Origin of the sequence: Thermophilibacter provencensis (assembly GCF_900128445.1) — a bacterium.
Classification (GTDB): domain Bacteria; phylum Actinomycetota; class Coriobacteriia; order Coriobacteriales; family Atopobiaceae; genus Thermophilibacter; species Thermophilibacter provencensis.
Map to the genome: position 1 here is coordinate 1,222,162 of NZ_LT671417.1, position 21,204 is coordinate 1,243,365.

Genomic DNA, 21,204 nt, shown 5'->3' on the forward strand with positions numbered 1-21,204 from the left:
GCCCGCGGGAGCCTTGCGGGTGGGCGGTCCCGTCGCCCACGCCGCCCGGGCTCCCTGTGACGGCGATGCGCCTCACGTCCCTCGGCGCCCGCTACCTCAGCACGGACGCCGCGATGTAGGCGGCGTAGAGCACCACGAAGATCACGCCGTTCACGCGGCTCATCTCGTGGCGCCTGCCCACGTAGCAGAAGCCCACGAGCGCAAGCGAGAACGCCGCCACGAGCGCGAGGTCCAGGTTGTATGCCGCGTCATAGGGGATGGACGAGAAGAGAGCGGGCCCGCCCATCACGAGCAGCAGGTTGGCGATGTTGGAGCCGGTGACGTTGCCCACGGCGATGTCGGAGTTGCCGCGCAGCGCGGCCACGACGCTCGTCACGAGCTCGGGCAGGCAGGTTCCGAGCGCCACCACGGTGATGCCGATGACGCGCTCGGAGATGCCGGCAGCGCTGGCGACGAGCGTGGCGTTGTCAACCACGAGGTCGGCGCCCACCTTGAGCATGACGGCGCCCACGACGACGAGCCACACCGCCCAGGCGACGCTCGGCTTCTTCGCGGGGGCCCCTGCCCCGGCGCCCTCCCGCGAGCCCGCGTCCTTCTCGTCCGCGCCCTCCTTCAGGCCCATCTGCGTGGTCCGCACGAGAAACGCCGCGAAGGCCAGGAGCAGCACGACTCCCTCGAACCGCGTGACCTCGCCTCCGGTGTTGGCGAGCAGCGCGAGCAGCGCGCAGGCCGCCACGCTCACCGGGATCTCGAAGCGAATGGTGCCGCGCGAGAGCGCGACGGGGGCGATGACGGCGGAGAGGCCGAGGATGAGCAGCAGGTTGGCGAGGCAGCTGCCCACAACGTTGCCGAAGGCCATGTCGGCGTGGCCCGCGGCGGCCGAGGTGATGCTCACGACGAGCTCGGGCAGGGAGGTTCCGATGGCGACGACGGTGAGCCCCGCCACGCGCTCGGGCATGCCGAAGCGCGCGGCGAGCCGGCACGCGCCGTCCACGAGGAGGTTGGCGCCGCCCACGAGCAGGCCAAAGCCGACGACAATTGCGAGAAGGCTCAGAAGCACGACGATCCTTTCGGGTCCGGGGATACCACATCTAGTATTCCTGAGGGAAAACCGCCCAAGATGCGGTCGCCCTCCGACTCCCAAGCGAATCCACAGATGCGCGTCTACGCGCGCTCACCCGGCGGGCACCGCCAGGCTGCGCCACCTCCACGCGCGCAGCGTGCTACACTGCCCTGTGGCCTACCGGGCCCCTGACGAGGGCAGCCGTACCAGGAACGCAAAGACGGCGCATCTACCGAAGGAGGCTTTCATGGACTGGGTCGTGCTCGTGTGCTCCGGGATGCTTGAGGCTGTGTGGGCGCTGGCGCTCGACCGCGCGGAGGGCTTCACCAGGCTCCTGCCGTCGGTCGTCTTCGTGGCGGCGCTCGTGGCGAGCATGCTCGGCCTCAGCCATGCCGTGCGCACCATCCCCATCGGGACCGCGTACGCCGTCTGGGTTGGGATCGGGGCGGCGGTCACGGTGGGCTACGGCATCGCCACCGGGGCGGAGCCCTTCTCGTGGGCCAAGGTCCTGCTGCTCGCGGGGCTCGTCGGCTGCGTGGTGGGGCTCAAGCTCGTAGGCGAGTCCCACTAGCTCGGGCAGAGGCCCGAAGACCCTTCTCGCGCTAAACTGTGACAGGGGGACGGAGGTGTGACAAACCCTCCGTCCCCCTGTCACAACGGGGGCGGGAGGCGCACATGGCAATCGAGAGCGTGGCGATCATCGGGCGCGGCGCGGTGGGGATGCTCTACGGCTCCATCGCCGAGAGGAACCTCGGGCCGGGCGCCGTCGAGTTCGTGATGGACGACGAGCGCTTTGCCCGTCACGCGGGGGAGGTGCCGACCGTCAACGGGGAGCCGCTGCGCGTGCACACCCTTGCCGCGAGCGAGGCCGACCCCGTCGACCTGGTGATCCTCGCCACCAAGGCGACCGGCCTCGACCGGGCGCTCGACACCATGGAGCGGCTCGTGGGCCCGCGCACGGCAATCGCCTCGCTGCTCAACGGCATCACGAGCGAGGAGCGCGTGGCGGAGCGCTTTGGCTGGGGGCGCACCGTGCTCTCTGTCGCGCAGGGCATGGACGCCGTCTTCATCGGCGGCGAGATGACCTACACGCATCCCGGCGAGATCCGCTTCGGAGCCGCCCCGGGGACGGACCCGGGCGTGGTGGACGACGTCGCGGACCTCTACGGGCGCGCCGGCATCCCGCACGTGGTCGAGGCGGGCATCCGCCGCCGCATGTGGGTGAAGCTCATGCTCAACGTCGGGATAAACCAGACCTGCATGGCCTTCGGTGGCACGTACGGGACCGCGAGCGAGCCGGGAAGCGAGCAGAACCGCTGCTTCGTCGCCGCCATGCGCGAGGCGCTGGCCGTGGCGCGCGCCGAGGGGGTCGACGTCACGGAGGCCGACCTCGTGCAGATGGCCGACCTCGTCGCGGGCCTCGAGCCCGACGGCCTGCCGTCCATGGCGCAGGACCGCATCAACCGCAAGCCGACCGAGGTGGAGGAGTTCTCCGGCACCGTCATCCGGCTCGCCGAGAGGCACGGCATCCTCGTCCCCACCAACCGCTGGCTCTACGGGCGCATCCACGAGATCGAGGCGGGCTTCTAGCCAGAGGGCCGCCGCGCTCTTCTCGCCAGGCGTTGGCTCGGGTGGGCAACTTCGGCGGCACCTCGAAATTAACGCACACAATTTGTTTTCGTTTCATATATATGCAGTTGGCAAAAAGGCAAAAGTCAAACTTTGCGCGTTATTTCCAGCGAGAAGAGCGAGAAGCGCGAGAAAAGCCGCGCTGCCCGCCAGGGACCCGACGTGTCGCGAAGTGGCACCGATGGGCGTCTGCGGCCCGCGCCCCGGAGGGTCCGTGCGCGGCGCCCCGCTACCGCTCGAACGCCCAGTCACGCGAGACCGCATTGGCGCCCAGCTCGAAGTGCAGGCGGGCGATGCCGAGGTCGACCCTCCCGCAGGAGAGCGCGGGCAGCGCGCGGGCGCGCACCGTGCGTCCGTCCTCGAGCAGCTCGAAGCGGAAGCGCTGCTGGTTCAGGGCCGTCGGGGCCAGGCGGGCGGCCTCGACGCCCGCGGTGAACCACGCGGGCGCCTCGCCGCTCACGCGGCAGAGCCGCTCGACCGGCTTGACCGGGTGCGCGGAGCCCGGCTTCTCGCCGTATCCCAGCGCCACGGCCAGCGCGTACTTCTCGCCCGCCCCCACGCGAGCGGGGCTCCTCCTGCGGTCGTAGGTGAGCGCCACCCAGCAGGAGTCCACGCCCAGGGCGCGCGCCAGCAGCACGACCTTCTCTCCGGCGTAGCCCACGGCCTCGTCCAGCCCGGGGACGGCCGGGCCCACGAGGGCGAGGTGGTTGCGCACGTTGCGGAAGCTGCCGTAGTGGGCGAGCGTGCCGTCGAAGGCGCCCGGGGCGTCGAGGCAGAGCTGCATGCTGAGACCCGCGCGCTCGTTCTCCGCCGCCATCTGGGCCTCCAGGGCCTCGCGCACCGCGCCCTCGATCGGGCGGTCGGTGAAGGCGCGCACGGAGTGGCGGCCGCGCATGAGCTCGGCGAGGGCGCCGGCGTCGAGTGCGGCGACGCGGGCGTCAAAGGGCGTCGTGGTCATCTGGGCGTTCCTCTCGGTCGGATACGTCTTTTCCGTCTCGGCGGGAGCATCCCTCTCCGCGCGCCTCGAGCGCCACCATGGCGCGAACGAAGCGCTCCGCGTCGCTTGTCACGCGCGCGAGCTCGCCCCAGCGGTCGAGCCGGGTGCTCGCGTGGTAGAAGCTGCGCGTCCCCACCCGGTAGCTCTCCGCCAGCCCGGCCTCGCGCAGGACCTTGAGGTGGTGGGAGGTCGCGGGGCGCGAGAGCCCCGCGCGCTCGGCGAGCTCGCCCACGCGGGCGCCGCCGAAGCTCTCGAGTAGCGCCATGAAGATGAGCTGGCGGTTCTCGTTGCCCAACGCCACAAGCAGGTCGCGGCACGAGTCAAACTCGCGCGCGAGCTCGCGCATGGAGCGGGCGATGAGCTCCTGGTCCACGCTGCCCCCCAACGGCTCGCAAGGCCGAACGGATGTCGTGAGGGATTATCCCCGCGGCCGGACCGTGCGTAACCATCGGTAAAGAAAGGCGAGACGAACGGCGCGGGGTGGCGGACTCAGCGCCCTCCGCGTCTTCTGACAATCGCGATGCCGGAGGCCGCAAGCGCCGTCCCGCACGCCCCCGCGGCGAGAAGGACCGCAAGGGAGCTCGTTGCGTCGCCGGACTCGGGGAGGGGCTCGGCGTCCGTCTGGCCGTCGGTCACCTCGCCCGCGGGGGTGGGCGTCGGATCGGGCTCCGGGCCCGGCGTCGGGTCGGGGCCGGGGTCGGGCCCGGGCGCTGGCTCTGAGCCCCTCTCGCGCACGTGAACGAAGTAGGCGGCGCTCACGGCGTCCCCGCCCGCAATGGCGCCCTCGGCGGAGGTCGCCTCCCTGCCCGAGGCCACCTCCTCGGCGCTCCCCGCGTAGATGGCGTATCCGTCGGCAATGAGCGCGTCGGCGTCAACCTCGCTCACCGCGTAGGAGGCCCCCTCGGGGAGCCCGGAGACGAGCACGCCCGAACCGCCCGTGAGCCCCTCGACGCGGGCCACGCCGTCGGTCCCTCCCCCCACGCGCGAGAACACGATTCGCTCCTCGCTGACCTGGTCTCCCGCGTGGCGCGTCGCCTCGAAGGCGAGCGCGTCCTCGTCGGGGTGCGCCGCGAAGAGGCCTCGCACGACCACTTCGAACGAGACCGCGCGGTCGGGCTCGGCGTCGTTGCCGGCCATCACGCTGGCGATCCCCAGGTCGCCCGCGCTCCACGCGTTGGTGAAGGAGGCGAGCGCCTCCCCATCAGCCTCGACCGCTCCCTCGCCGCCCGTTTGCAGGGAGAGGTAGCCGGAGCCCGAGTAGTCGTCCTCCCGCACGAGGTAGCGCGTCCCGGCGGGAAGCCCCTCGACCACGAGCTCCTGGCCGCCAGCGAGCCTTGCCGAGAAGGACCCGCCCCCGTCGAGCGCGGCCGTCGCCGCGGAGTCGCCCACGCGATAGGTGACCTGGCCGGAGAGGGGCTCCCCGTCCTCGTCCCTGAGCGTGACGGAGAAGGAGAAGCTCGCTCCCGCCGGCCCGCCGTCGACGTCCTTGCGAACGCGCAGAGACCCCGTCCTGACCCCAAGGGGCACGACGAGCGCGCCGTTGTTCCCGAGGCTCGACACGAGGTGGACGCCCCCGGACTCGGGGGCCTCCACGGAGAGGCGCTCCACGTAGGGCGCGCTCGCGGTGGCGTTGGGGTCCTTGCCCACGGACCCGAGGGCCTCCGCGGCGATGCGGCGCGGGGTCCCGGCGAGCGCGACGCACTGCCCGTCCCTGACGGCAAAGTGCCTCGGGGCGTCCTCGTCGTCGACCGCCATCACATAGGGGGCGTACGCCCGCTCGACGCGTGCCGGGACCGTGTCGTCGGGGGAGGGGAAGCTCGCCGAGTACACGGTCCTCTCGAAGTAGTACGTCCTGCCGGCCACGGGCATCGTGGTGAGCGGGACGTAGGCGTCGCCCCGGCGCTCGAACAGGGGCGTGTCCCTCGTGAAGGCGTAGTAGGGGTTGGCCTGGGACGCCCAGGCGCCTCCCGTCGCGCCCGCCTCGGCGGAGTCTCCCGACCCAGTGAACGCGCTCGCATAGACGAGACGGCCCGCGAGCCCGTTGCTCGCTGGGCTCTCGCCGAGCGCGCCCTCGAGCTCCGCGTCGCTCACGACCTCGCCGGCCTCCATGCGCTTGAGCAGCGTCGAGAGGGCGGGCGTCGGCTCCACCTGGTAGGCGAGGCGGATCGGGGTGGTCTCGAGCGCGTGGTCGAGACTCATGGTGGCGGAGCCGTCCTCCCGCACGCTCACGTCTGCGCGCAGGGCGGGCACGGCCTCCACGGGGACGGAGAGCAGGAGCTCCTGGCGACCCGTCGCGAGGTCGGTCTCCACCATCACGACGAAGTCGTACAGGGTGACGTCGCCGCCGTCGTACTGGCTTCGGTAGTTGCCGATATAGAAGTAGGTCTCGCAGACCGCGGCGGCACCCGCCGCCTGGGCGGCCTCGATGCGGGCGCGCACGCTCTCGGGGGCGCGATCCTTCCAGTCTCCGTCCGTCGCGGCGTCGACCTCCTCCTGCGTGGCGAAGGTGTACGAGCGGCCCTGCGAGGGGACCATCCCGTGCGCCCCGTTGACGTACCAGGAGGCGTGGTTGGAGAAGTCGTCATCGCTCGCATAGGAGAACTGCCCGTCGGCGAGGGCCTGGTAGAAGAGGTCGTATGTCTCGTTGCCCAGTCCGTAGCGCGCGTTCATGGCCTCCACGAGGTAGCTGAACTCGTGGGTGGCGTCGGGGTGGTAGGGGTCCTCCAGGCTGATCTTCACCGCCTGCGCGGCGAGCGCGCCGCTGAGCAGGTGAGAGCCGTAAACGATGCCGTCAACGCGCGCGACCCGCATGCCCGCGCCTACCCGGTCGGAGAGCTGGACGCGGCTGCCGCCCGGCATGTCCTCGTCCGGCCCTCCCGAGGCAGGAGCGGCGTACGAGATGCCGAGCGAGCGACCCACCGCCGAGCCGAGCGCCCAGGTGAGCGCCCGGGCGCTGCGGGCGGGAAGGTAGTCGTCGACGGGGGAGAGCGCGAGCGGGTCACCTGCCGGGACCAGGCCGTCCTTTGTGGGGAGCGTCACGCTTGCGGCGACGAGCCCGCCCGCGCCCGAGCCAAAGAGGTCGAGCGTCACGCTCTGCTCGCCCGCGGCTGCCGCGTCCGCGTATGCCTGGGCCGCGCCCCTGAGGTTGTCGCGCAGGTCCTGGCCGGCGGCCGCCCCCGAGCCCGGCAGCTCGTGGGCCGCCTGCTCGAGCGGGGTCTCCAGCAGGTAGGCCGCCGTCTCGCTCGTGTCGAGGCCAACGGTGCAGAGGCTGAGCTCGCCTCCGGCGCCGCCCCAGGCATCGCTCACGCGGCCCGCCTCGTAGCGCATGGTGAGCAGCGTGGCGAGGAGCGCGTCGGTGCCGTAGCCGGTCTGCCGGCTCCCGGGGAGGGGCCCGAGAAACCCGGTGCCGTCCCCCTCGTAGGAGGGAGGGTCGAAGAGGCTCGTGCTCGCCATGGGCGGCGTCTCGATCCCCATGGCAACGAGGACCGGCTCGCGCGACCCGGAGCCCTGGTCCACGGCCGCGCCGACGAGCTCGTCCGCGGCGACGTGCACGGCCCGCTGCAGGTAGGATCCGCTGCCGAGCGCGGCGTTCTCGGTGCCCGAGCCGCTCGTCGAGGAGGCGACGACCTCAAGCGACCCGGGGGCGCCGCCCGTCCCCGGGGAGAAGCGCACGTAGTGTCCCTCTGCGTCGGGCTCGTAGACGTCAAGCGGCATGAGGGTGACGACGTCGGAGCTGTATCCGACCACGCCGACGCGCGTCGGGACGGGCGCCCCGTCGTTTTGCCCCATGAGGCGCGCGATGGAGGCGTTGAGCGCGTCGGCGAGGTAGGCCGCCTGGGGCCGCCCGCCGTAGGGCAGGTCGGAGAGGACGCGGTTCGTGCTCACGACGAAGATGACGTCATGGGCGGGACCGCCCTCCTCGCGAACGGAGACGGCTGAAGAGAGCGCAGAGAGTCCCACCACGAATCCGTGCTGCTCGTCCTCGAGCGTGACGTCGAGCCCGGCGTTGCGGGCCTCCTGGGAGCTCGCGTAGACGGACTTGTCGACCCAGATGCGTCCCGCCTGGTCGGTTGAGTAGCCCCCTTCGGATCCGTCCCCGAAGACCGAGGTCCACCGAGAGGAGGTGTCCGGGTCGACGACCTTAGAGACGGGCTGGCCCAGGGCGTGGCGGGGGCCGAGGCAAGCGAGGAGGGCTGCGAGCGCCACGCTGGCGAGAAGGGCTGCGGTGCGGCGGGGGTTGCGCGACATGCGGGCTCGATTCTGTGGGAGGGGGCACAAATGCCCCTTCTCTACCCGCATGGGATGTGGTTCATTCATGAGGAGGGAGACGGGCCCGCCGACGGTGCCGGCGGCTCGGCGGCTCGTCCGCGACCCCTAACCCCGGCGCGCCGGCAGGCGCACCTCGAAGACCGACCCCCTGCCCGGCGAGCTCTGCACGTCGATTGAGCCGCGGTGCAGCTCGATGATGCGCGCGGCGAGCGCCGGCTCGAGGTGGGCCGCGTGGTGCTCGACGCCGATGCGCTCGTGGTGGTGCGCGGCACCGAGGAGGTCTGCCTGCCGCCCAAGGAGTTCCGGCTGCTCCAGTTCCTCCTGCAGGGCCCGGGGCGCACCTACACGCGTATGCAGCTTCTTGACGAGATATGGGGCTGGGACACCGAGGGCGCCGAGCGCACCGTGGACGTGCACGTCAACCGCCTGCGCACGCGCTTCGCGGGCTGGGGGGAGCTCTCCATCGAGACGATCCGCGGCCTGGGGTACCGGGCCGTGGTGCCGGGGGAGTGAGCCCCGCGGCCCGCCGCGCTTCTCGTCGGTCCAAGCTGCTACACTGAGGTCCCCAACCGCATAGAGGGCACGGTTCGAAGAGCTGCTACGCCTAGTAGATGAAAAAAGGATTCCGGTTTGACTCCGGATCAGCACACGGCTGTGTCGAGGAAGGCGACCGCGCGGGTCGTCGGTCCTGCCTTGCCCTCACGACGCCCCCCAAGGGGGAGAGAGCGAGGCATCATGTCCAAGAAGAACAGCACTGTCGAGAAGAACCTGCTCACGCGCCTCGGCGCCGCCTTCGCGGCGCTCGTGCTTGCCGTGGGCCTGGCCGCGTGCGGCGCCGCGCCCGCCACGGACGGCTCCGCGGCCTCCGGCGCAGATGAGTCCCAGGAGCAGCAGGCAACCATCTCCGTCACCGTGGAGATTGACGCCACGGCTGGCGAGGGCGGGTCGACCACCGCTGACGTCGACCTTCCCGAGGGAGCCACGGTCTACGACGCGCTGGTCGCAACCGGCGCCGACGTCAACGCCACCGACTCCGACTACGGCATGTACGTCCAGGGCATCAACGGCCTCGCCGGAGGGGACTTCGGCGACATGAGCGGCTGGATGTTCGAGGTCAACGGTGAGATGGCCGAGGTCGGCTGCTCCCAGTACGAGCTCAAGGCCGGCGACGTGGTGACCTGGACCTACGTGACCGAGTTCACCGAGTAGCCCCTGCGATGGCGCGTCCGCGCTCCACAGCCTTTGACGCCTGCCACGCGGCCGTCCCCGCGATGCTCTTTGCGGGGGTGGCCGCGCTCTCGATGCTGGCGGTCCATCCCGTCCTCGTGACGTTCTCGCTTTCGGGCGCGCTGGCCTTCTCGCTGGTCGCCCGAGGCGCGGCGGCCACGGTGCGCGGGCTCGCCTGGCAGCTGCCGCTGCTCGTGCTCGTGTGCCTGCTCAACCCGTTCTTCTCGGCCTCCGGGTCCACGCTGCTCCTCAAGGTGGGGCCTCGGAGCGTCTACCTGGAGAGCCTTGCGTACGGCGCCACGATGGGGGCCCTTCTGGTCGCGACGGTCCTGTGGTTCGAGGACGCCGCGGCGGTTCTCACGCAGGATCGCCTGCTCGCGCTCGCAGGTAGGCGCGCTCGCTCGGTGCCGCTCGTGGCGTCCATGGCGGCCCAGCTCGTGCCGCAGATGCTGGGCAGGGCTCGCGCGGTGCGCGCGGCGGCGCGCGCCTGCACGGCGGCGGGCCCGCGCCCGCCCGCGCGCGACGAGCTGCTCCGCACGTCGACGATGCTGCTCTCCTGGTCGCTCGAGGACTCCCTCGAGCGGGCTGACGCCATGCGGGCGCGGGGCTGGGAGTCCGGCAGCCCGCGGACGCGCTACCGGCCCGAGCGGTTCCGCGCGCGCGATGCCGTGGCGGCAGCAGGGATCGCGGCCCTTCTCGCCCTGGGCGCGGCGGGCGCGTGGGCGGCCTGCTCCTCCTGGGAGTTCTACCCGAGGATGTCCGGGCTCGCTCCCTGGTGGTGCTACCTGCCGTTTGCCCTGCTCGCCCTGCTGCCCGCCGTCGCGGAGCTCGCGGCGAGGTGGGCCGAGCGAGGGGATGCGGGATGAGCGCGCTCGAGTTCCGCGACGTGACGTTCTCGTACCCCGGCGGCGCGGACGTCCTGCGCGGCATCTCCCTCGATGTGCCCGAGGGCGCCTTTGCCCTGCTCGTGGGCGCAACGGGGTCAGGAAAGTCCACGATGCTGCGTCTCGTCAAGCCTGAGATCGCCCCTGCCGGCGAGCTCTCCGGCGCGGTGCGCGCCTTCGGGGAGGACGTGCGCTCGCTGGGGCCGCTCGCCTCCGCGCGCGCCGTGGGCTACGTCTTCCAGAGCCCGGACGCGCAGGTCGTCTGCGAGACCGTCTGGCACGAGATGGCCTTCGGCCTGGAGAACCTCGGAGTCCCGGAGCCGGAGACGCGCCGGCGCGTGGCGGAGACATGCTCGTTCTTTGGCATGGGGCCGTGGTTCCGCGAGCGCACGGCGGAGCTCTCTGGCGGGCAGCGCCAGCTTCTCGCCCTCGCTTCGACGCTCGCCATGCGGCCGCGCCTGCTTCTGCTTGACGAGCCTACGAGCATGCTCGACCCCCTTGCCGAGAAGGACTTCCTCGCGATGCTCTTCCGCGTGAACCGCGAGCTGGGCGTCACCGTGGTGGTGGCCACCCACGCGCCCGAGGCGATGCTTGACTACGCGACGTGCGCGTTCGAGCTCGCGGAGGGGCGCGTGCGGGAGGTCCCGCTGGAGGAGGTGGCTCGTCCCGAGCCGCTGCGCGCCGCCCAACGTCAAGCCCGCCCACGGGGTCCTGGCGCTCCCGGCGCAGGGTGCGGGGCAGGGAGCGCCAAAAGCCCGCGGGCAGATTCGCTGCAAGGGGGATGCGCGCCCGACGGGCCCTCGGGAGGGCGCTTCGAAGAGAGGGGCCTGATCGTCGCAGACGACCTCTGGTTCCGCTATGACCGCGACGGACGGTGGGTCCTGCGCGAGCTGGACCTCGATCTGGGCGCGGGCGAGGTTCGTGCCGTGGTGGGCGCCAACGGGTGCGGCAAGTCGACGCTGCTTGCGGCGATGGCGGGGGTCGTGCGCCCTCGGCGGGGGCGGGTGCGCAACGCCGCCGCGACGAGCCAGGCGCTGCTGCCGCAAAGCCCCAAGGCGCTCCTCTCCCGCGAGACGGTGCGCGACGAGCTCATGGAGTGGTCGCACGCTGGCGGGTATGGCGCGCGGGAGGTGGGGGCGTCCCTCGCCGAGCTCGGTCTCGACGCTGCCGCCGACCGGCATCCCTACGACCTCTCCGGAGGCCAGCAGCAGCTGCTGGCGCTCGAGAAGCTGCTGCTCGTGCGCCCGCGCCTGCTGCTGCTCGACGAGCCGACCAAGGGGCTCGACCGCTCGGCGCGCGAGCGGGTGGCCGCCCGCGTGGCCCGGGCGCGCAACGAGGGCGCCACGGTCCTTCTCGCCACGCACGACATGGCCTTCGTGCGCGCCGTGGCGGACCGCGTCTCCCTCATGTTTGACGGCGGCATCGCCGTGACCGAACCCACCGAGGAGTTCTTCAAAAACTCCTGGCTGTATCGCTGAATGCTCGGCTCGCCCTAGAACAGCAGGAACGGGTCGCTCTCCACGAGGTCGTCCTCGTCGATGTCCTCGAAGGAGACGTCGTCGTGGTCGCCGTCGTGCTCGTGGTCGTGCTCGTCGTCGCCCCAGGCATAGGCGTTCGCGAAGTCGCTCTCCTCGTCCACGACGGGCAGCGCGCTCGTGACGCTGCACAGTCCGTCCATCGCCGGTACGATCTTCTGCCACTGGCAGATCACGGGCTCCGTCGGCGCCGCCTCGAGCTCCGCGAGGGAGTCGAGATAGATCTCGTGCGCCCCGTCGAGCAGGTCGGAGTTCTTGCGGACCTCGTGGAAGTGCGTGGCGAACTTCTCCATAGCCTCGTCGGCGCTCGCTGCCTCGACGACGCAGGGCATGAGGCAGTAGTTGTCCTTGCTGTCGGCGTCGTCGTTGTAGCTGAAGTTCCCGATGTACAGCATGGTGCCTCCTCGCTCGCGGGCGCCCTCCCGGCGGGTGCCTATGGCACACTGATACCCATGATGGAAGGAAAGCAGACAGCCACGCCCGCCCACCGGCTCCCTGCGGTCGCCGAGGCGCTCGCCCTCGCGGCCGTCCCCGCGACGCTCGTCGCCCTCGCCGCGGCGGGGGTGCGCGCGACGGCCGGTCTCACCCTTCTCGTCGCGCTCGCCGCCCTCGCCGTCGCCCTTGCTGGCTTTGAGGCATCGCGTCCGCCGCTGCGCCAGCTCATGCCCACGGCGGTCCTCGCCGCGCTCGCCGCTGCGGGACGCGTGCTCTTTGCCCCGCTTCCCGACGTCAAGCCCGTCTCGGCCGTCGCCATCGTGGCCGGGGCCGCGCTCGGTCGCAGGAGCGGCTTTGTGGTCGGCGCGCTCGCCGCGCTGCTCTCCAACTTCTTCTTCGGACAGGGCCCGTGGACGCCCTGGCAGATGTATGCGTGGGGCCTCGTTGGCTACATCGGGGGCGTCCTCGGCGAGAGGGGCCTGCTCGCGCACGATGCCGTGCTGTACGGCTGGGGCCTTCTCTCGGGACTGGTCTATGGCCTCATCCTGAACGGATATCACGTGCTTGGCTACGTCCAGCCCCTCACCTGGCCGGCAGCGCTCGCGGCCTGCGTGGCCAGCCTGCCGCTCGACGTCACGCACGGCGTGGCGACGGTCGCGTTTCTCGCTGCGATCTGGCTGCCGTGGGGGAGGGCGATCCGCCGCGTGGTGGCGAAGTACGACCTCTGACGGCCCGGCGTTCTTCTCGCCCATCGTTGCCCCGCGCGATCCCGGCGAGCATGCCTCCGCGCACGGAGTCGCGACCTTGGCGTGAAGAGCCGTGCGCAGAGGCGTGCTCGCGCCAAGTGGGATCGCGCCCCTTTACAACTCACGCCGTCTCCGCTATCGTAGGCACGTTTCATGCCGTGAATCATCGTCGAGGGCTTCGCGCGCGGGGGCAGCCGCCTGCGGGGCAAGAAGGAGATGCACATGTCCGGACACTCTAAGTGGGCAACCACCAAGCACAAGAAGGCCGCCATCGACGCCAAGCGCTCGTCGCTCTTCTCCAAGCTCTCCCGCAACATCACCGTTGCGGCCAAGCTCGGCGGCGACCCCAACCCGGACAACAACGCGACGCTTGCCGCCGCCGTGGCCCGCGCGCGCATGGTCTCAATGCCCAACGCCAAGATCAAGGCCGCCATCGACAAGGCCTTCGGCTCCGGCGCCGACGCCGCCAACTACGCCGAGATCACCTACGAGGGCTACGGTCCCGCCGGCGTTGCCGTCTACGTTGACTGCCTGACCGACAACAAGAACCGCACCGCCGCTGACGTGCGCTCCGCCTTCTCCCACTCCGGCGGCTCGCTCGGCACCTCCGGCTCCGTCGCGTTCCAGTTCGAGCGCAAGGGCTCCATCGCCGTGGAGAAGGTCATCAAGTCCGAGGACAAGAAGGTCGCCGACAAGGAGAACGCCGTCGACGAGGACGAGTTCATGATGGCCGTTGCCGAGGCCGGCGGCGAGGACTACGAGGACGCCGGCGAGGAGTGGATCGTCTGGACCGCGTACGACAAGATGCAGGACGTGGCAAAGGGTCTCGAGGAGCAGGGCATCGAGGTCAAGGGCTCCGAGCTCACCATGGTCCCGACCACCCCGACGCAGGTCTCCGTGGCTGACGCCAAGAAGGTCCAGCGCCTCGTCGACCGCCTGGACGAGCTGGAGGACGTCCAGAACGTCTACCACACCATGGACATGACCGACGAGATCGTCGCCGCCCTCGAGGAGGAGTAGGCGCTCGTCACATACGCACCTGGGGGCGCACCCGTTCTTCTCTCCGGCTCACTGCGCTGCGCGCAGAAATCGCCGGGCGAGAAGAACGGGTGCGCTCGTGCGTGCGGGGCGAATGTCGCCAACCGCAACGATTTGGGCTGTGGGTACGATTCGGGCGCGTCACTCCACGGTGCCGTAGTAGCTGCCCCAGCCGTGGCCGGAGAGGATGGAGTTGATCTGATCGCAGAGTCGGGTGCGCGTGAAGCTGCCAGAGGGGAGGAGCTCGATTACCTCGACGAGGTCGTCATTGAGGTCAAAGGCGTCCGCGCGCACGAGGATGTCGATCTTCGAGACCGCGGCGCGCGCCGAGACGCCCGGCGCAAAAAGCGCGTCAACAAGTCGCTGCAGCTCGCCGTAGTCCTCCGACCGCACCTCGAACATGGCGCCCTCCCTGTAAGCGTTCCCTTTCGTGGAGAACATGGTAGCAGCCCGGGGGCGTTTTGCATCTATACTCTCACTGGACCCTATGGAGGAGGAACCATGCCCAACGCCTATCAGAAAATGACCGACGCCCAGCTCGACGCCGCGATCGCGGAACTCGAGCGCCAGGCGGCCGACCTGCGCGCGCTCAACCTCAAGCTCGACATGGCCCGCGGCAAGCCGAGCCCCGAGCAGACCGCGCTCTCCAAGCCCATGCTCGACCTGCTGAGCGCAGACTCTGACCTCTCCGACCAGGGCGTCGACGCCGACAACTACGGCGCGCCCGACGGCCTGCCCTCGGCGCGCGCCCTCGCGGCCGAGCTCCTCGGCGTGGACGCGGCCAACGTCTCCGTCATGGGGTCCTCGAGCCTGAACATCATGTATGACTGCGTGGAGCACGGCTACGTCCACGGCATCGGCGGCGAGAGGCCCTGGTGCCAGCAGGGCGAGGTCAAGTTCCTCTGCCCGGCGCCCGGCTACGACCGCCACTTCACCGTGACGGAGAGCTTTGGCATCAAGAACGTCCCCGTCCCCATGCGCGAGGACGGCCCCGACATGGACGTCGTCCGCGAGTACGTCGAGAAGGACGCCACGGTCAAGGGCATCTGGTGCGTGCCCAAGTACGCCAACCCCACCGGCATCACCTACTCAGACGACGTGGTGCGCGCCTTTGCCGCGCTCAAGCCCGCCGCGCCCGACTTCCGCATCTTCTGGGACAACGCCTACGTCGTCCACACCTTCGAGGGAGAGGGCGACGAGCTCCTCAACATCTTCGACGCGCTTGCCGAGGCGGGGGCCGAGAACCTCGTCTACGAGTTTGCCTCCACGGCCAAGGTGACCTTCCCCAGCTCCGGCATGGCCTGGGTTACGGCGTCCCCGGCCGACATGGCAGAGCTGCGCCGCGCCTTCGCGGCCATGCGCGTCTCCCCGGAGAAGATCTCCCAGCTCGCGCACGTCCGCTTCCTGAAGGACGCCGCCGGCGTGGCCGAGCACATGAAGAGGCACGCCGCCCTCGTGGCCCCGCGCTTCGCGCTCGTCGAGGAGAAGCTCACTGCCGGCCTTGGCGCGCTCGACTGCGCCGCGTGGACGCACCCCAAGGGCGGCTACTTCGTCTCCTTCGAGGGCCCGGAGGGTTCGGCGAAGGCCGTCGTCTCGCTCGCCAAGGAGCTCGGCGTCACGCTCACGCCCGCCGGCGCCCCCTGGCCCTACGGCAACGACCCGCGCGACACCAACATCCGCATCGCGCCCACGTACCCGACGCTCGACGAGCTCGGCCAGGCGCTCGACGTCTTCGTCGTGGCGGTCAAGCTGGTGTCTGCGCGCCTCGCGCGCTCCGAGCGCGGCTAGGTATCCAGAATTAATCCGCCCTGTGGGGCGCATGCCTGACGTTTTCCCAGTTGGCAAACAGGCGACAGCGCTACAGGGCGGATTAATTTCGAGGGGCGCACTGAGACGCTTGCGTGCGCCCGGAGGCGCACGGCGCCGTGCCCGGCGGAACTCTTGACAAAGTTCTGTTATTATCGCCGCGCATGCGTCGCCTCGTCCTGAGGCGACGCCGCGTGGCCTATGCTAGCAATTTGCGGGCTCGACGCCCGTGCGGACGAGCAGGGGAAAGGTGTCACGATAATGGCGGGAAAGACTGTGGCCAAGGCAGGCAGGCAGGAGGGCCCCAGGCAGGCGCCCAAGAAGCGCGAGCGCAAGCCGGGCGAGCTCTCCCGCTTCCAGAAGGTCGTCATCGTCCTCTTCATCGTCGTCTTCGCCCTTTCCACGCTGGCAGGCGCGCTCGCCTCGGTCTTCCAGGGCCAGCAGACCCAGACCGCCGACCAGAGCCAGGAGGACGTGACCATCGAGTCGCTCGACGAGGACTACCAGCCCGTCATCTCCGACCTCGAGGCCAAGGTCGCCGAGAACGCCGAGGACACCGCATCGCTTCTCGCCCTCGGCCGCTACTACTTCTCGTGGGGCGCGAGCGTGGCCCAGCTCGCCCAGGTCGACTCCGAGACCTCGCACGCCAACGAGCTGCTCGGCAAGGCCGTCGAGTACTACGACAGGTACCTCGAGCTCGAGGACTCGGATGCCGCCCGCGTGGACCGCGCCCTGTGCTTCTACTACGAGGGCGACACCACGACCGCGCTCAACGATCTCGAGGAGATCACCCAGAGCTCCCCGGACTACGCGCCCGCCTGGGCCAACCTCGGCATGCTCTACGAGGTGCGCGGGGACACCGACAGCGCCAAGTCCGCCTACCAGAAGGCGGCCGAGCTCGACCCTGATGACGAGTACAACGCGAAGACCTTCGCCGAGCAGCGCCTCGACGCCATCGCCCAGTCCGAGGCCGACGCCGAGGCGCAGGAGTCGCTCGGCACCGGCGACATCACCTCGACCACCGGCAGCATCGGCGACGACCTCTCGAGCGTCACCGGTACGGGACTCTAGGCCGGGCCAGAAAAGGAGAAGACATGAGCCTTTCGATAACCGTCACCAACGACGTCCGCGACGGCGTCGAGGAGAGCGTCGTCCTCGTGGACGGCGAGGTGGACGTCTCGAACGCCGACCAGCTGCGCGACGCGATTGACGCGCGGCTCGAGGCGGGGACGGCGCGGGTCGTCGTCGACCTCTCGGACGTGCCGTACATCGACTCCACCGGCATCGGCGTCCTCGTGGGCGCCGCCCATCGCGCGGGCGAGAAGAACGTTCGCCTCGAGGTCGCCCGTCCGCAGAGAAACGTCGCTCGCGTGCTCGGCCTGCTGGGCGTGGGTGCCGACCTCAACATCCGCGAGTCGTAGGCCCGCGGCGGGCCTCAGAGGGGAAAGGAACCAAGCGTGTTTGGCATCGGAGAAGGTGAGCTCCTCCTCATCGTCCTCTTTGCGTTCATGATCTTCGGCCCGGACAAGCTCCCGGGCATGGGCAGGACGCTCGGGCGCGCGCTGCGCCAGTTTAGAAACGCCCAGGAGGGATTCACCGAGGTCGTTCAGACCAACATCGTGGACCCCGCCGCCGAGGCGATCAGCGACACCCCCAAGAAGCCCAACCGCAATCGCGCGGCCGAGCTCGAGGAGGACGCCGACATCGAGGCTCCCGAGGGCGAGGGCGCCCCGGCGCCGCGCCGCGCGGAGACCTTCGCCGAGCGCAAGAAGCGCCTCGCCGCCGAGAAGGCCGCCCGCGAGGAGGCCGAGAGGGCAGCGGCGGCAGCACCTGTGGCAGATGACGAGGACTCCGACGCCGTCGAGGGAGCGTCGGCGCAGCCGGCGCCCGACGGCGCAGAGGGCTCCACGGCCCCGACCAAGCCGGCTAGCAAGCCGTCGGCAGCCGACCTCTACGCCATGCACCGTCCTTCTCGCCCCGCGACGCCCGCTGACGGCGGAGCTGGGGTCTCCCCCAGCGCGAGTCACGAAGTGAGCGAGGAGCGCAGCGACGAGCGCCGAGCGGCTGGGGGAGACCCCAGCTCCGCCGTCAGCTCCGTCAACGACGACGAGAAGGAGGCGTAGAGCGATGCCGATCGGTCCCGCACGCATGCCCATCATGGATCACCTGGGCGAGCTGAGGCGCCGCGTCACCATCATCGTGGTCGCGGTCATCGCCTGCGCGCTCATCGTCTACATGGCCACCCCCACGCTGATCGAGCTCATGATGGGCCAGATCGAGGAGGCCATGCGCGGCCAGGAGCTCGTCGTCATCTCGGTGCTCGGCGGCTTCACCATCCGATTCAAGGTCGCCCTGTTCTTCTCGGTGATCATCTGCTGCCCGATCATCATCTGGGAGATCATGGCCTTCTTCCTGCCGGCGCTCAAGCCCAAGGAGCGCAAGTGGGTCGTGCCGACCGTCGCCGCCATGGTGGCGCTCTTCTTCCTGGGCATGATCTTCTGCTTCTTCGTCATCCAGCCGGCAGCCTTCGGATGGCTGCTCGACCAGTCCTTCGAGATCGGCGCCATCATGCCCAACGCCGAGGACTACCTCGACATCTACATGCTGCTGGAGATCGGCTTCGGCATCGCCTTCCAGCTGCCGCTGGTGATCTTCTACCTCTCCGTCTTCCACCTCGTGCCGTACAAGACCTTCCGGGCGCAGTGGCGCTTCGTCTACGTGGGGCTCATGGTGCTCTCCGCCGTGGTCACGCCGGACGCCTCGCCCATGACGATGGTCCTCATGTTCGCCGCCCTCATCGGTCTCTACGAGGTCGCCTTGGCCGTGGCGCGCGTCATCATCGTGGCGCGCGACGGCAGGGAAGCCCTCAAGTGGTCGCGCGACGACTACGAGCAGCACGCCTTTGACAAGCAGTAAGGAATGCCCTTGAAGCTTATCGTCACCGAGAAGAACGACGCCGCCCAGCAGATTGCCCGCCTGCTCTCCGAGTCGGGCAAGCCTACGGCAGACAAGGTCTACAACACCCCGGTATACCGCTTTCGCATGGGCGGGGAGGACTGCGTGACCATCGGCCTGCGCGGGCACATCCTGAAGGTGGACTTTCCGGTGCAGCTGACCTTCAACGAGCAGGACGGCTGGCAGGGCCTCACGGCCGACGGGGAGCTCATCCCCGCCGACGTGCCGGACGGCCTCGCGCGCCCGCCGTACAAGTCGCGCCGCAAGCCCTTCCTCGCGGACGGCGTGGACCTCAAGGGCTGGAAGATCGCCAGCCTTCCGTACCTCGTGTGGGCCCCCATCGAGAAGCTCCCCGCCGAGAAGGAGATCATCCGCGCCCTCAAGAACCTCGCCAAGAAGGCCGACAGCGTGGTCATCGGCACGGATTTCGACCGCGAGGGCGAGCTCATCGGATCGGACGCCCTGCGCCAGGTCCGCGAGGTCGCGCCGGACGTGCCCGTCTCGCGCGCCCGGTACTCCGCCTTCACCAAGGCGGAGATCGACCACGCCTTCGCGAACCTCGTGAGCCTCGACCAGGACCTCGCCGACGCCGGCGAGTCCCGCCAGTACATCGACCTCATATGGGGCGCCGTCCTCACCCGCTATCTCACGGCGGCGCGCTGGAGCGGGCTTGGCAACGTACGCTCGGCCGGCCGCGTCCAGACGCCCACGCTCGCCCTCGTGGTGGAGCGCGAGCGCGAGCGGCTCGCCTTCAAGCCGGAGGACTACTGGCAGATCCAGGGGCAGGGCGAGAAGGACGGCGCGGACTTCCGCATCACGCACGCGACCGGCCGCTTCTGGGAGAAGGACGCCGCCGACGCCGCGTACGGCCGCGTGGCGGACGCCACCGAGGGGCGCGTCACGGCCGTCGAGCGAAAGAGCCGCACGCAGCGCCCTCCCGCGCCGTTCAACACCACCTCGCTCCAGGCTGCCGCCGCGGCCGAGGGCATCAGCCCGGCGCGCACGATGCGCCTTGCCGAGAGCCTCTACATGGACGGCCTCATCTCGTATCCGCGTGTGGACAACACCGTCTACCCATCCTCGCTCGACCTGCGCGACTGCGTGCGCACGCTCTCCAAGGTCCCGCAGTACGCCGGCACCTGCCAGGCGCTGCTCTCCCAGGGCAAGCTCACCGCCACGCGCGGCAAGCAGGAGACCACCGATCACCCGCCGATCTATCCCACGGCGGCCGCCTCGCCGGATGCGCTCCAGCCCGCAGCTTGGAAGCTCTACAACCTCATCGCGCGGCGCTTCCTGGCCACGCTCATGGGCCCGGCCACGATCGAGGGCACCAAGGTCTCGATTGACGTTGCGGGGGAGCCCTTCACGGTCTCGGGCTCCGTGCTCGCAAGCCCCGGATTCCGCGCGATCTACCCCTACGGCCTCAAGAAGGACGACCAGCTCCCGGCCCTTGCCGAGGGCGACGTGGTGGGCGTCTCGCAGATGGAGCTTCTGGCCAAGCAGACCGAACCGCCCGCACGCTACAGCCAGGGCAAGCTCATCCAGGAGATGGAGAAGCGCGGCCTTGGGACCAAGTCCACGCGCGCGAGCATCATCGACACCCTCTACGAGCGCAAGTACTTCCGCGGCGACCCGGTGGAGCCGAGTCAGCTCGGCATGGCGATCATCGATGCCCTGACGCAGTACGCGCCGCGCATCACCTCGCCGGACATGACGGCCGAGCTCGAGGACGACATGACCAAGGTGGCCGACGGCGCCCAGACGCAGGAGCAGGTCGTGAACCACTCGCGGGCGCTTCTCGCCGGCCTCATGGACGCCCTGGTGGAGCACACCGACGATCTCTCCGAGCAGATCGCCGACGCCGTGACGGCCGACGCCAAGATCGGCGTCTGCCCCAAGTGCGGCAAGGACCTCGTGGTGAAGACCTCCGCCAAGACCCGCGGCAGCTTCGTGGGCTGCATGGGCTGGCCAGACTGCGACGTCACCTACCCGCTGCCGCAGGGCAAGATCATCGCCCTCGAGGGCGAGGCGGCCGTGTGCCCGGAGTGCGGCGCGCCGCGCGTGAAGGTGCAGCCGTTCCGCAGCCGCGCCTACGAGGTCTGCGTGAACCCGGCCTGCGCCACCAACCGCGAGCCCGACGTCGACGTGGGCGCGTGCCCCGCGTGCGCCGCAGCCGGCCGCGAGGGGCGCCTGGTGGCGCACAAGTCCGAGAAGAGCGGGAAGCGCTTCATCCGCTGCACCAACTATGACGAGTGTGGGACCAGCTATCCGCTCCCCGCGCGCGGCGCGCTCGAGGCCACGGGCGAGGCCTGCCCGGACTGCGGCGCCCCCATGGTCGTGGTGACCACGGCGCGGGGGCCCTGGAAGCTCTGTCCCAACATGGACTGCCCGGGACGCGAGAAGAAGGCCGCGTCGCCGCGGCGCGGCGGGCGGCGCGCCGGGGGCGCCCGCGGGTCCAGAAAGAAGTCCTCGTGAGCGCGGGGCCGAGGTCCTTCTCGGCCCCGCGTCCTTATCGGCTTGCGCTCGCCTTCACGCGCCGCGGTCGCCCCTCTCTCTGCACTCCCTAGGCATCCCGCGCGGGGACGTCTCGCGCGGACCGGGCCGGCGTGCGAGAATGAGT

Annotated in this window: 20 protein-coding genes and 1 riboswitch; of the genes, 14 read left to right on the top strand and 6 right to left on the bottom strand. The window is 70.3% G+C overall.

Annotation, left to right across the window (positions count from 1 at the left end; translation table 11 throughout):
* Nucleotides 1–91 precede the first annotated feature (91 nt).
* Nucleotides 92–1,060 carry a calcium/sodium antiporter gene (locus BQ7391_RS05535; RefSeq protein ID WP_083662123.1) on the bottom strand — a complete coding sequence of 323 codons (969 nt, stop codon included), beginning with the start codon at nucleotides 1,058–1,060 and terminating at the stop codon, nucleotides 92–94.
* A gap of 172 nt (nucleotides 1,061–1,232) precedes the next feature.
* Nucleotides 1,233–1,293, top strand: a riboswitch (guanidine-III (ykkC-III) riboswitch).
* A gap of 17 nt (nucleotides 1,294–1,310) precedes the next feature.
* Here BQ7391_RS05535 and BQ7391_RS05540 point away from each other — a divergent pair.
* Complete coding sequence (locus tag BQ7391_RS05540) at nucleotides 1,311–1,634, top strand: DMT family transporter (RefSeq protein ID WP_075279687.1); 324 nt, start codon at nucleotides 1,311–1,313, stop codon at nucleotides 1,632–1,634.
* A gap of 104 nt (nucleotides 1,635–1,738) precedes the next feature.
* Entirely contained in the window at nucleotides 1,739–2,653 is a 915-nt protein-coding gene (locus BQ7391_RS05545) for a ketopantoate reductase family protein (RefSeq protein WP_075279688.1), read from the top strand.
* A gap of 268 nt (nucleotides 2,654–2,921) precedes the next feature.
* On the opposite strand, the gene BQ7391_RS05550 is transcribed toward BQ7391_RS05545, so the two are convergent.
* The 3 genes from BQ7391_RS05550 to BQ7391_RS05560 form a co-directional block, all read right to left on the bottom strand.
* On the bottom strand, nucleotides 2,922–3,650 hold the full coding sequence (locus BQ7391_RS05550) for a nitroreductase family protein (protein ID WP_075279689.1): 729 nt from the start codon (nucleotides 3,648–3,650) through the stop codon (nucleotides 2,922–2,924).
* Nucleotides 3,631–4,062 (bottom strand): ArsR/SmtB family transcription factor, encoded by a 432-nt coding sequence (locus BQ7391_RS05555; protein WP_075279690.1) that lies wholly within the window; start codon nucleotides 4,060–4,062, stop codon nucleotides 3,631–3,633. Before BQ7391_RS05555 ends, BQ7391_RS05550 begins: the two co-directional genes overlap by 20 nt.
* A 116-nt stretch (nucleotides 4,063–4,178) precedes the next feature.
* Complete coding sequence (locus tag BQ7391_RS05560; RefSeq protein ID WP_075279691.1) at nucleotides 4,179–7,937, bottom strand: DUF7601 domain-containing protein; 3,759 nt, start codon at nucleotides 7,935–7,937, stop codon at nucleotides 4,179–4,181.
* Nucleotides 7,938–8,141: 204 nt separating this feature from the next.
* Here BQ7391_RS05560 and BQ7391_RS05565 point away from each other — a divergent pair, with 204 nt between their 5' ends.
* The 4 genes from BQ7391_RS05565 to BQ7391_RS05580 all read left to right on the top strand — a co-directional run bounded on the left by BQ7391_RS05565 (nucleotide 8,142) and on the right by BQ7391_RS05580 (nucleotide 11,547).
* On the top strand, nucleotides 8,142–8,471 hold the full coding sequence (locus BQ7391_RS05565; protein ID WP_075279692.1) for a winged helix-turn-helix domain-containing protein: 330 nt from the start codon (nucleotides 8,142–8,144) through the stop codon (nucleotides 8,469–8,471).
* A 222-nt stretch (nucleotides 8,472–8,693) separates the two neighbouring features.
* Nucleotides 8,694–9,167: a DUF4430 domain-containing protein gene (locus BQ7391_RS05570; RefSeq protein WP_075279693.1), complete on the top strand. Its 474-nt coding sequence runs from the start codon at nucleotides 8,694–8,696 to the stop codon at nucleotides 9,165–9,167.
* A gap of 8 nt (nucleotides 9,168–9,175) precedes the next feature.
* Nucleotides 9,176–10,051, top strand: coding sequence for an energy-coupling factor transporter transmembrane component T family protein (locus BQ7391_RS05575; protein ID WP_075279694.1), 876 nt, complete (start codon nucleotides 9,176–9,178; stop codon nucleotides 10,049–10,051).
* Nucleotides 10,048–11,547, top strand: a complete 1,500-nt coding sequence (locus BQ7391_RS05580; protein WP_075279695.1) for an ABC transporter ATP-binding protein — start codon at nucleotides 10,048–10,050, stop codon at nucleotides 11,545–11,547. The genes BQ7391_RS05575 and BQ7391_RS05580 overlap by 4 nt, the downstream gene beginning before the upstream one ends.
* A gap of 14 nt (nucleotides 11,548–11,561) precedes the next feature.
* Here the strand turns inward: BQ7391_RS05580 and BQ7391_RS05585 are convergent, their stop codons facing one another.
* Entirely contained in the window at nucleotides 11,562–11,999 is a 438-nt protein-coding gene (locus BQ7391_RS05585; protein ID WP_075279696.1) for a hypothetical protein, read from the bottom strand.
* A gap of 57 nt (nucleotides 12,000–12,056) precedes the next feature.
* On the opposite strand from BQ7391_RS05585, the gene BQ7391_RS05590 reads away from it, so the two are divergent.
* Together BQ7391_RS05590 and BQ7391_RS05595 are read left to right on the top strand one after the other, a co-directional pair.
* Complete coding sequence (locus BQ7391_RS05590; RefSeq protein ID WP_235858627.1) at nucleotides 12,057–12,767, top strand: ECF transporter S component; 711 nt, start codon at nucleotides 12,057–12,059, stop codon at nucleotides 12,765–12,767.
* Between the two features lie 240 nt (nucleotides 12,768–13,007).
* A complete protein-coding gene (locus BQ7391_RS05595; RefSeq protein ID WP_075279697.1) occupies nucleotides 13,008–13,805 on the top strand; it encodes a YebC/PmpR family DNA-binding transcriptional regulator in 798 nt (265 codons plus the stop codon).
* A 159-nt stretch (nucleotides 13,806–13,964) separates the two neighbouring features.
* Here BQ7391_RS05595 and BQ7391_RS05600 read toward each other — a convergent pair whose 3' ends face one another.
* Complete coding sequence (locus BQ7391_RS05600) at nucleotides 13,965–14,225, bottom strand: hypothetical protein (RefSeq protein ID WP_075279698.1); 261 nt, start codon at nucleotides 14,223–14,225, stop codon at nucleotides 13,965–13,967.
* A 99-nt stretch (nucleotides 14,226–14,324) separates the two neighbouring features.
* On the opposite strand from BQ7391_RS05600, the gene BQ7391_RS05605 reads away from it, so the two are divergent.
* The 6 genes from BQ7391_RS05605 (at nucleotide 14,325) to BQ7391_RS05630 (ending at nucleotide 21,059) form a co-directional block, all read left to right on the top strand.
* Entirely contained in the window at nucleotides 14,325–15,611 is a 1,287-nt protein-coding gene (locus BQ7391_RS05605; RefSeq protein ID WP_075279699.1) for an aspartate aminotransferase type Ic, read from the top strand.
* Between the two features lie 279 nt (nucleotides 15,612–15,890).
* On the top strand, nucleotides 15,891–16,700 hold the full coding sequence (locus BQ7391_RS05610; protein ID WP_075279700.1) for a tetratricopeptide repeat protein: 810 nt from the start codon (nucleotides 15,891–15,893) through the stop codon (nucleotides 16,698–16,700).
* 23 nt (nucleotides 16,701–16,723) lie between these two features.
* A complete protein-coding gene (locus BQ7391_RS05615; RefSeq protein ID WP_075279701.1) occupies nucleotides 16,724–17,050 on the top strand; it encodes an STAS domain-containing protein in 327 nt (108 codons plus the stop codon).
* Between the two features lie 36 nt (nucleotides 17,051–17,086).
* Complete coding sequence (locus BQ7391_RS12675) at nucleotides 17,087–17,752, top strand: Sec-independent protein translocase subunit TatA/TatB (RefSeq protein WP_075279702.1); 666 nt, start codon at nucleotides 17,087–17,089, stop codon at nucleotides 17,750–17,752.
* Between the two features lie 4 nt (nucleotides 17,753–17,756).
* The gene (gene tatC, locus BQ7391_RS05625) at nucleotides 17,757–18,545 is read left to right on the top strand and encodes a twin-arginine translocase subunit TatC (protein WP_075279703.1); all 789 of its coding nucleotides are present in this window, start codon (nucleotides 17,757–17,759) and stop codon (nucleotides 18,543–18,545) included.
* A 9-nt stretch (nucleotides 18,546–18,554) separates the two neighbouring features.
* Nucleotides 18,555–21,059, top strand: coding sequence for a DNA topoisomerase I (locus BQ7391_RS05630; protein WP_075279704.1), 2,505 nt, complete (start codon nucleotides 18,555–18,557; stop codon nucleotides 21,057–21,059).
* Nucleotides 21,060–21,204 lie beyond the last annotated feature (145 nt).

Coding starts and splice junctions, on each gene's coding strand:
- BQ7391_RS05590 (WP_235858627.1), top strand. CDS start 12,057: ATGATGGAAGGAAAGCAGACAGCCACGCCCGCCCACCGGCTCCCTGCG.
- BQ7391_RS05615 (WP_075279701.1), top strand. CDS start 16,724: ATGAGCCTTTCGATAACCGTCACCAACGACGTCCGCGACGGCGTCGAG.
- BQ7391_RS05550 (WP_075279689.1), bottom strand. CDS start 3,650: ATGACCACGACGCCCTTTGACGCCCGCGTCGCCGCACTCGACGCCGGC.
- BQ7391_RS05570 (WP_075279693.1), top strand. CDS start 8,694: ATGTCCAAGAAGAACAGCACTGTCGAGAAGAACCTGCTCACGCGCCTC.
- BQ7391_RS05545 (WP_075279688.1), top strand. CDS start 1,739: ATGGCAATCGAGAGCGTGGCGATCATCGGGCGCGGCGCGGTGGGGATG.
- BQ7391_RS05605 (WP_075279699.1), top strand. CDS start 14,325: ATGCCCAACGCCTATCAGAAAATGACCGACGCCCAGCTCGACGCCGCG.
- BQ7391_RS05580 (WP_075279695.1), top strand. CDS start 10,048: ATGAGCGCGCTCGAGTTCCGCGACGTGACGTTCTCGTACCCCGGCGGC.
- BQ7391_RS05610 (WP_075279700.1), top strand. CDS start 15,891: ATGGCGGGAAAGACTGTGGCCAAGGCAGGCAGGCAGGAGGGCCCCAGG.
- BQ7391_RS05600 (WP_075279698.1), bottom strand. CDS start 14,225: ATGTTCGAGGTGCGGTCGGAGGACTACGGCGAGCTGCAGCGACTTGTT.
- BQ7391_RS05540 (WP_075279687.1), top strand. CDS start 1,311: ATGGACTGGGTCGTGCTCGTGTGCTCCGGGATGCTTGAGGCTGTGTGG.
- BQ7391_RS05560 (WP_075279691.1), bottom strand. CDS start 7,937: ATGTCGCGCAACCCCCGCCGCACCGCAGCCCTTCTCGCCAGCGTGGCG.
- BQ7391_RS05585 (WP_075279696.1), bottom strand. CDS start 11,999: ATGCTGTACATCGGGAACTTCAGCTACAACGACGACGCCGACAGCAAG.
- tatC (WP_075279703.1), top strand. CDS start 17,757: ATGCCGATCGGTCCCGCACGCATGCCCATCATGGATCACCTGGGCGAG.
- BQ7391_RS05575 (WP_075279694.1), top strand. CDS start 9,176: ATGGCGCGTCCGCGCTCCACAGCCTTTGACGCCTGCCACGCGGCCGTC.
- BQ7391_RS05595 (WP_075279697.1), top strand. CDS start 13,008: ATGTCCGGACACTCTAAGTGGGCAACCACCAAGCACAAGAAGGCCGCC.